Annotated in this window: 12 protein-coding genes; 4 read left to right on the forward strand and 8 right to left on the reverse strand. The window is 67.1% G+C overall.

Annotation, left to right across the window (positions count from 1 at the left end):
- Positions 1 to 25 precede the first annotated feature (25 nt).
- Entirely contained in the window at positions 26 to 631 is a 606-nt protein-coding gene (locus WA944_RS24435; protein ID WP_526373146.1) for a cutinase family protein, read from the forward strand.
- 62 nt (positions 632 to 693) lie between these two features.
- The gene (locus tag WA944_RS24440) at positions 694 to 1,374 is read left to right on the forward strand and encodes a cutinase family protein (RefSeq protein ID WP_526647432.1); all 681 of its coding nucleotides are present in this window, start codon (positions 694 to 696) and stop codon (positions 1,372 to 1,374) included.
- 2 nt (positions 1,375 to 1,376) lie between these two features.
- Here the strand turns inward: WA944_RS24440 and truA are convergent, their stop codons facing one another.
- From truA to infA, 8 genes are all read right to left on the reverse strand, one after another.
- Positions 1,377 to 2,288, reverse strand: coding sequence for a tRNA pseudouridine(38-40) synthase TruA (gene truA / locus WA944_RS24445; protein ID WP_526611534.1), 912 nt, complete (start codon positions 2,286 to 2,288; stop codon positions 1,377 to 1,379).
- 10 nt (positions 2,289 to 2,298) lie between these two features.
- Entirely contained in the window at positions 2,299 to 2,898 is a 600-nt protein-coding gene (gene rplQ, locus WA944_RS24450; RefSeq protein ID WP_526611508.1) for a 50S ribosomal protein L17, read from the reverse strand.
- Positions 2,899 to 2,976: 78 nt separating this feature from the next.
- Positions 2,977 to 4,029 carry a DNA-directed RNA polymerase subunit alpha gene (locus tag WA944_RS24455; RefSeq protein WP_526373131.1) on the reverse strand — a complete coding sequence of 351 codons (1,053 nt, stop codon included), beginning with the start codon at positions 4,027 to 4,029 and terminating at the stop codon, positions 2,977 to 2,979.
- A 77-nt stretch (positions 4,030 to 4,106) separates the two neighbouring features.
- Entirely contained in the window at positions 4,107 to 4,712 is a 606-nt protein-coding gene (gene rpsD, locus WA944_RS24460) for a 30S ribosomal protein S4 (protein WP_526373129.1), read from the reverse strand.
- 19 nt (positions 4,713 to 4,731) lie between these two features.
- Positions 4,732 to 5,148 carry a 30S ribosomal protein S11 gene (gene rpsK, locus WA944_RS24465; RefSeq protein WP_159230636.1) on the reverse strand — a complete coding sequence of 139 codons (417 nt, stop codon included), beginning with the start codon at positions 5,146 to 5,148 and terminating at the stop codon, positions 4,732 to 4,734.
- Between the two features lie 6 nt (positions 5,149 to 5,154).
- On the reverse strand, positions 5,155 to 5,529 hold the full coding sequence (rpsM, locus tag WA944_RS24470; RefSeq protein WP_159230635.1) for a 30S ribosomal protein S13: 375 nt from the start codon (positions 5,527 to 5,529) through the stop codon (positions 5,155 to 5,157).
- A gap of 156 nt (positions 5,530 to 5,685) precedes the next feature.
- Positions 5,686 to 5,799, reverse strand: a complete 114-nt coding sequence (gene rpmJ, locus WA944_RS24475) for a 50S ribosomal protein L36 (protein ID WP_003879483.1) — start codon at positions 5,797 to 5,799, stop codon at positions 5,686 to 5,688.
- Between the two features lie 37 nt (positions 5,800 to 5,836).
- The gene (gene infA, locus WA944_RS24480) at positions 5,837 to 6,058 is read right to left on the reverse strand and encodes a translation initiation factor IF-1 (protein WP_003418601.1); all 222 of its coding nucleotides are present in this window, start codon (positions 6,056 to 6,058) and stop codon (positions 5,837 to 5,839) included.
- Positions 6,059 to 6,281: 223 nt separating this feature from the next.
- Between infA and WA944_RS24485 the strand changes: the two genes are divergently transcribed.
- Entirely contained in the window at positions 6,282 to 6,824 is a 543-nt protein-coding gene (locus WA944_RS24485; RefSeq protein ID WP_526373127.1) for an NfeD family membrane protein, read from the forward strand.
- Positions 6,825 to 6,838: 14 nt separating this feature from the next.
- Positions 6,839 to 7,858, forward strand: a 1,020-nt coding sequence (locus WA944_RS24490) for a flotillin family protein (protein WP_526647433.1), incomplete at its 3' end; no start/stop codon positions are given.

The raw sequence follows: 7,858 nt of genomic DNA on the forward strand, positions 1-7,858 counted from the left end.
CGTCTCCGCTGTCGCGGCCGTGCCGATGGCCGCTCTCGTGTTGCCGGTCCCGACGGCAGCCGCGCAACCGTGTCCCGACGTCGAGGTGGTGTTCGCCCGCGGGACGAGTGAGCCCGCCGGTGTCGGGCGGGTGGGCCAGGCGCTCGCCGACGCACTACGGCCACAGCTCGGGAGCCGCACGGTCGGTACGTACGGCGTCAACTATCCCGCCAGCTACGACTTCCTCAACACCGCCGTCGGCGCCACCGACGCCACCAACCGGATTGCGTTCATGGCCCAGCAGTGCCCCGGCACGCGAATCGTGCTCGGCGGTTATTCGCAGGGTGCGGCCGTCATCGACATGCTGGCCGGGGTGCCGCCGCTCGGCAACCGGGTGGGCAACATCGGCTCGGCGCCGCCACTGCCCGGCGGCCTCAACGGCAACGTCGCGGCGGTTGCGGTCTTCGGTAACCCGGCGACGAAGTTCGGCAATCCGGTCTCGGCTGCCGGCTCGTTCGCGGGCAAGGCGCTCGATCTGTGCGCCAACGGCGACCCCATTTGCTCGGGCGGCCGAAATCCGTTCGCCCACACGAGCTACGAATCCTCACCGTTCATCGCCCAGGCCGCCGGTTTCGCAGCCGGACGGATCTGACGGTCGATCCCGCTCCGCTTGCAGCAGCACAAACCGCGTGACGGGTGTTGCCGGCTGTGGCTATGATCGGCGGGGTGATTCGGAAATTGACGCTTGCGGTCGTTCTCGCCGTTTCAGGACTGATCGCTCCGGCGGCGATTCCCGATGGCGCGACATCGGCGCTCCCCGCCGCCTCTGCCCAATCCTGCCCCGCCGCCGAGCTCATCTTCGCCCGCGGCCGCGTCGAGTCTGCCGGCGCCGGCCAGATCGGCAACGCTCTGGCCAGCGCGCTGCGGCAGAAGACCGGCAAGGACATCGATCTGTACGCCGTGAAGTACCCCGCCGACACCGAGATCGACATCGGCGCCAACGACATGAGCCAGCGCATCCAGTACATGTCGGCCAACTGCCCCGACACCCGGCTGGTGCTCGGCGGCTACTCGCTGGGCGCCGCGGTCACCGACGTGGTGCTGGCCGTTCCGATCGCCGCGTTCGGCTTCAAGAGCCCGCTGCCTGCCGGTGCCGACCGGCACATCGCGGCGGTCGCGCTGTTCGGCAACGGCATCGCCTGGGTGGGGCCGATCACGAACTTCAACCCGCTCTACGCCGACCGCACCATCGAGCTGTGCCACGGCGACGACCCGATCTGCAACCCGACCGACCCGGAGAACTGGCAGGACTACTGGGCTGACCACCTGGCGCCGGCCTACATCCAGGCGGGCATGGTCAATCAGGCAGCCGACTTCGTGGCGGGCAGGCTCTAGCTCTAGCCGATCTCGTCCGCGGTGCGCAGATCCCGGGTGATCAGGTTGCGTGCCACGAGTTCACTGTCGGGCGGATAGTCCACGCCGACCAGCGTCAACCCCCGCGCCGGCGCCGCGGCGAAGTCGCTGGATCGCCGCGTCGCGGTCAGCAGTTCCACGCACCACGCCGGATCCCGGCGGTGCTCGCCGACCGCCAGCAGCGCACCGACCAGTGATCGCACCATGTTCCAGCAGAACGCGTCCGCGCTGACCGCCACCGTGACCCGGTGCCCGTCGCGGGTACAGTCCAGCCGCTGCAACTCCCGGATGGTCGTCGCGCCGTCCCGGTGCCGGCAGAACGCGGCGAAGTCGTGCAGTCCCAGCAGCCCCCGCGCGGCCTCGGACATCGCGTCGAGGTCCAGAGCGCGCGGCCATGCCGTCACGAATCGTGCTTCGTGCGGCTCGACGCCGTACGGAGCCGTCGACAGCCGGTAGAGGTAATGGCGGCGCAGCGCGGAGAACCTCGCGTCGAAACCTGGAGCGGCGCGGGTGATCTCGAGAACACGGACGTCCTCGGTCAACAACTTGGCGAGCCGGCGCACCAGTGGACCGAACTCGCTGTCGCTCCCGCGGCGAGTCCGCGGGTAGGCGTGCGGCAACACCTCGGTGGGCACGTCCACGTGTGCCACCTGACCGCTGGCGTGGACCCCGGAGTCGGTCCTGCCCGCCGCACGCACCTGTACCGGCACCCGGAACACGGTCGACAGCGCGTCACCCACGGCACCGGCCACCGTGCGCTGCCCGGTCTGCGCGGCCCAGCCGGCGAATCCGGTTCCGTCGTAGGCGATATCGAGCCGAAGACGAGTCACCGGGCGAGCGGAGCGACGGGATAACGAATCATGCCCGCCACCGGTTCCGGTGGCGGGCATGTTCACGATGTCGTCGCTAGGACTTGCTGTCATCCTCGGCCGCGGTCTCCTCGGTGCCCGGGGTCTCGACCTCGGCCTCCTCGGCCAGAGGCGTCTCCTCGACCGCTTCGACCTCGGTCTCCTCGACCGACTCGAGCTCCGTCGGCCCCTCGGCCGCCTCCGGCTCGACCGCGGCCTGCGGCGCCGCCGCGGCGGCGACAGGCTGCTCGGCCTTCGTCGAGGCAACGCGGCGGGCCCGATCGGCCTCGGACGTCACAGTCTTCTCCCGCACCAGTTCGATGACCGCCATCGGGGCGTTGTCGCCCTTGCGGTTCTCGACCTTGATGATGCGGGTGTAACCGCCGGCACGATCGGAGAAGAACGGGCCGATCTCGGCGAACAGGATGTGCACGACGTCCTTGTCGCGGATCTTCTTCATCACCTCACGCCGGTTGTGCAGCGTGCCCTTCTTGGCGTGGGTGATGAGCTTCTCCGCGTACGGACGCAATGCCCGTGCCTTCGGCTCGGTCGTCTTGATGCGGCCGTGCTCGAACAGCGAGGTGGCCAGGTTCGCCAGCAGCGCCTTCTGGTGCGAGGACGACCCGCCGAGGCGAGGACCCTTTGTGGGCTTAGGCATTTGAAACCACAGGCATTGCGACTATCTCCTAAATGGGGCCGGCCCCCGTATCAGGTAGGACCGGGACGGACGAATCGGTTAGAGCTGTTCAGTTTCGGCAAAGTCCTGGTCGGCGTCCAGGTCGTAACCCGCATCGCTGTTCCAGGTGCCGGTGGCGACGTCGTAGCCGGCGACCTCGGACGGATCGAAGCTGGCCGGGCTGTCCTTGAGCGACAGACCCAGCTGATGCAGCTTGATCTTCACCTCGTCGATGGACTTCTGGCCGAAGTTACGGATGTCCAACAGGTCGGACTCCGTGCGGGCGACGAGCTCGCCCACCGTATGCACACCTTCGCGCTTGAGGCAGTTGTACGAACGAACCGTCAGATCGAGGTCGTCGATGGGCAACGCGAACGACGCGATGTGGTCAGCCTCGGCGGGCGACGGGCCGATCTCGATGCCCTCGGCCTCGACGTTGAGTTCCCGTGCCAGACCGAACAACTCGACCAGCGTCTTGCCCGCAGATGCGAGCGCGTCGCGGGCGCCGATGGAGCTCTTGGTCTCGACGTCGAGGATCAGCTTGTCGAAGTCGGTGCGCTGCTCGACGCGGGTGGCCTCCACCTTGTAGGTGACCTTGAGGACCGGCGAGTAGATGGAATCGACCGGGATACGGCCGATCTCGGCGCCGGAGGCCTTGTTCTGCACGGCCGGGACGTACCCGCGACCGCGCTCGACGACCAGCTCGACCTCGAGCTTGCCCTTGTCGTTGAGGGTGGCGATGCGCATCTCGGGGTTGTGCACGGTGACACCGGCCGGCGGGACGATGTCGCCGGCGGTGACGTCGCCGGGGCCCTGCTTACGCAGGTACATCGTGACCGGCTCGTCCTCCTCGGAGGACACGACCAGACCCTTGAGGTTCAGGATGATGTCGGTGACGTCTTCCTTCACCCCGGGGACGGTGGTGAACTCGTGCAGCACACCGTCGATGCGGATGCTGGTGACCGCCGCGCCGGGAATCGACGACAGCAGCGTGCGACGCAGCGAATTGCCAAGGGTGTAACCGAATCCGGGCTCCAGCGGCTCGATGACGAACTGGGACCGGTTCTCGGCGATGACCTCTTCGCTGAGTGTGGGGCGCTGAGAAATCAGCATGTTTTTCTTCTTCTCCTTCTCGGCAACCGCTATTTGATGCCGTTAGGTGATCCACGACCCGTCCGGGTCGTGAACGTTTACTTCGAGTAGAGCTCGACGATGAGCTGCTCGGAGAGCGGGATGTCGATCTGTGCGCGCTCGGGCAGCTGATGCACGAGGATGCGCTGACGCTCGCCGACAACCTGCAACCAACCGGGGATCGGCCGGTCGCCGGCGTTGGCCCGAGCGAGCTCGAACGGCAGCGTGTTGATCGACTTTTCCTTGATGTCGATGATGTCGTACTGCGAGACGCGGTAGCTGGGGATGTCGACCTTCACACCGTTGACGGTGAAGTGGCCGTGGCTGACCAGCTGACGTGCCATCCGCCGCGTGCGGGCCAGGCCGGCGCGGTACACGACGTTGTCCAGCCGGCTCTCCAGGATGCGCAGCAGGTTGTCACCGGTCTTGCCGGGCTGACGGTTGGCCTCTTCGTAGTAGCGACGGAACTGCTTTTCCATCACCCCGTAGCTGAAGCGGGCCTTTTGCTTCTCCTGCAGCTGCTGGCGGTACTCGCTCTCCTTGATCCGCGCACGGCCGTGCTGGCCGGGCGGGTAGGGGCGCTTCTCGAAGGACTGATCTCCACCGACGAGGTCGACGCCTAGGCGACGCGACTTGCGGGTGACGGGTCCGGTGTAACGAGCCATGAGTGTTTCTCCCTATTCCCTAGACCCGGCGCCGCTTGGGCGGACGGCAACCGTTGTGCGGCTGCGGGGTGACATCGGAAATGGCGCCGACCTCGAGCCCGGCGGCCTGCAACGAACGGATCGCGGTCTCGCGGCCCGAGCCCGGACCCTTGACGAACACATCGACCTTCTTGACACCGTGCTCCTGCGCCTTGCGGGCGGCGTTCTCGGCGGCCAGCTGCGCGGCGAACGGGGTGGACTTACGCGACCCCTTGAAGCCGACGTGACCCGACGATGCCCAGGCGATCACGTTGCCCGCAGGATCGGTGATCGTCACGATGGTGTTGTTGAACGTGCTCTTGATGTGCGCAGCGCCGTGCGGGACGTTCTTCTTTTCCCTACGACGGGTCTTCTGACCCTTCTTGGCGGCGGTGCCACCCTTCTTTGCCTGTGCCATCCGGGGTTACCTGGCCTTCTTCTTGCCGGCGATGGTGCGCTTCGGGCCCTTGCGGGTGCGCGCATTGGTCTTGGTCCGCTGGCCACGCACCGGCAGGCCACGGCGGTGCCGCAGACCCTGGTAGCAGCCGATCTCGATCTTGCGGCGGATGTCGGCCTGCACCTCGCGGCGCAGATCACCTTCCACCTTGAGGTTGCCCTCGATGTAGTCGCGCAGCTGGGTCACCTGATCGTCGGTCAGGTCCTTGGTGCGCAGCTCCCGGCTGATCCCGGTGGCGTCCAGGATCTCCTGGGAGCGGGTACGGCCGACGCCGTAGATGTAGGTCAGGGCGATCTCCATGCGCTTGTCGCGCGGGAGATCGACGCCCATTAGTCGAGCCATGTGTGCCATTCCTCGTGTTCTGCGGAGGTCTGATCCCAGTCCGTTCCCGGAACACTTGCCGGGGTCCGGCCTCCGTGCCGGACGTGTGCGAGCGGCCAATCCGCTCAGTGGTTCTGGGAGGTCATCATTCAGTTGTGGGTACTGCCTACGGCTGTGTCAGCCCTGCCGCTGCTTGTGGCGGGGATCGGAGCAGATCACCATGACCCGCCCATGCCGGCGGATCACCCTGCACTTGTCGCAGATGGGCTTGACGCTCGGGTTCACCTTCACGGCTCGTTCGATCCTTCTGTGCTTCTCGGATGGGGGCTTACTTGTAGCGGTACACGATGCGGCCGCGGGACAGGTCGTAAGGAGAGAGCTCCACCACGACGCGGTCCTCCGGGAGGATGCGGATGTAGTGCTGCCGCATCTTTCCGCTGATGTGGGCGAGCACCTTGTGTCCGTTCTCCAGCTCAATGCGGAACATCGCATTGGGCAGGGGCTCGACCACGCGACCCTCGACCTCGATGGCACCGTCTTTCTTGGCCATACTGTGTAGCGATCCTTGCTTTCGTTTCGTATCCCGGCCTGCTCGACGCAGCCTTCGTCCGACTTGAGAACGTGAGCCGGATCTGGCTAATTCCCGAAAAACTCCAGGACAGAGCACGCAAGAAGTCGGCGCGGAAGCCGCACCGTTGATCCATGTTACTCGCAGAGCGGCCCGGCCCAAAATCTGCGCGGATCCGGTGCGCAAGAAGTGCAAAGATCATCACGTGACCGGGGTTTATCTCGCAGCATTCGGCGTCGGAGGCGTGGCGGTGCTGACCGCCCTGCTGTTGACCGACGTCGAGGTGGGCGGCGGGTCCGGCCCCGACGGCCTGCCGTTCCTCAGCCTGACGAGCCTGGCCGCCGGCCTGCTCGGTGCGGGCACCGGCGGGTTGATCAGCACGTGGTCCGGGTTGGGCTCGCTCGGCGCGGCCATCGTGGCGGTCGTCAGCGGGGTGGCTCTGATCGCCGCGCTGCAGGGACTGCTCCTTCCCTACCTGCGTCGTCAGCAGTCGAACTCCCAGCGCGGCCGGGTGTCCTACATCGGCCTGCTCGGCACCGTCACTCTCGACGTCCCGACCGACGGCTGGGGCGAGGTGGCGTTCGTCGACGGCGAGGGCAACCGGGTCCGCGCGCGGGCCGTCACGGCCGAGCCGGACGCGCTGATCAAGTCCACGCCGGTGTACATCGCCGATGTCGACGACGACTACGTCCACGTCGTGACCATTCCCGGGGCGGGAACCGACCCGCCCACCCTCGAGAGGAACTGAACGTGTCCGTTCTGATGATCACCATCGTCGCGGCGATCGCGGCGTTTCTGCTGTTCGTCGCGTTGCCGATCGTCTACGTCAAGAACTACATCAAGGTTCCGCCCAACGAAGTCGCGGTGTTCACCGGCCGCGGCACCCCGAAGGTGGTCCGGGGAGGGGCCAGGTTCCGGGTGCCGGGCATCGAACGGGTCGACATCATGAGCCTGGAGCCGTTCAACGTCAGCATCAACCTGCAGAACGCGTTGTCCAACAACGGCGTCCCGGTCAACGTCGAGGCAGTGGGGTTGGTTCGCATCGGCTCGTCGGAGGAGGCCGTGCAGACCGCCGTGCAGCGCTTCCTCACTTCCGACCTCAACGAGTTGGCGCGCCAGATCAACGAGATCCTGGCGGGCAGCCTGCGCGGAATCACCGCCACCATGACCGTCGAGGATCTCAACTCCAATCGCGACACCCTGGCCCGCAGCGTCGTCGAGGAAGCCGGCGCCGACCTGGCGCGCATCGGCATGGAGGTCGACGTCCTCAAGATCGCCGGTATCTCCGACGCCAACGATTACCTCAAGTCGCTGGGGCAGCGTCGGATCGCCGAGGTGAAACGCGACGCGGCCGTCGGCACGGCCGAGGCCGAACGCGACGCCCAGATCCAGTCGGCCAAGGCCCGCCAGGAGGGTTCGGTTGCGCAGGCCGAGGCCGACACGGCGATCGCGACGGCGAACCAGCGGCGCGACGTCGAACTGGCCCGGTTGCGCGCCCAGACCGAAGCCGAGAACGCCGAGGCCGACCAGGCCGGTCCGCTGGCGAACGCCCGCGCCCAGAAGGACGTCGGTATCGCCACCGAGCAGGCCGAGGCCGCTCGGGTGCAGGCCCGCATCGAGGTCGAGCAGCGCCGCAGCGAACAGGCCACCGCCGCACTGCAGGCCGACGTCATCGCGCCTGCCGAAGCACAGCGCCAGGCCGACATCGCCCGCGCCGAGGGCGAGCGGCAATCGGCGATCCTGGCCGCCGAGGCCAAAGCGGAGGCAGCCCGCCAGGCCGGC

This window comes from Mycobacterium sp. (assembly GCF_049683355.1).
In the GTDB taxonomy this organism is placed as follows: domain Bacteria; phylum Actinomycetota; class Actinomycetes; order Mycobacteriales; family Mycobacteriaceae; genus Mycobacterium.

What these genes read in the sequence shown, in the direction of transcription:
- rplQ (WP_526611508.1), bottom strand. Translation starts at nt 2,898, where the DNA reads ATGCCTAAGCCCACAAAGGGTCCTCGCCTCGGCGGGTCGTCCTCGCAC.
- WA944_RS24455 (WP_526373131.1), bottom strand. Translation starts at nt 4,029, where the DNA reads ATGCTGATTTCTCAGCGCCCCACACTCAGCGAAGAGGTCATCGCCGAG.
- rpsD (WP_526373129.1), bottom strand. Translation starts at nt 4,712, where the DNA reads ATGGCTCGTTACACCGGACCCGTCACCCGCAAGTCGCGTCGCCTAGGC.
- infA (WP_003418601.1), bottom strand. Translation starts at nt 6,058, where the DNA reads ATGGCCAAGAAAGACGGTGCCATCGAGGTCGAGGGTCGCGTGGTCGAG.
- WA944_RS24435 (WP_526373146.1), top strand. Translation starts at nt 26, where the DNA reads ATGGCCGCTCTCGTGTTGCCGGTCCCGACGGCAGCCGCGCAACCGTGT.
- rpsM (WP_159230635.1), bottom strand. Translation starts at nt 5,529, where the DNA reads ATGGCTCGACTAATGGGCGTCGATCTCCCGCGCGACAAGCGCATGGAG.
- rpsK (WP_159230636.1), bottom strand. Translation starts at nt 5,148, where the DNA reads ATGGCACAGGCAAAGAAGGGTGGCACCGCCGCCAAGAAGGGTCAGAAG.
- WA944_RS24440 (WP_526647432.1), top strand. Translation starts at nt 694, where the DNA reads ATGATCGGCGGGGTGATTCGGAAATTGACGCTTGCGGTCGTTCTCGCC.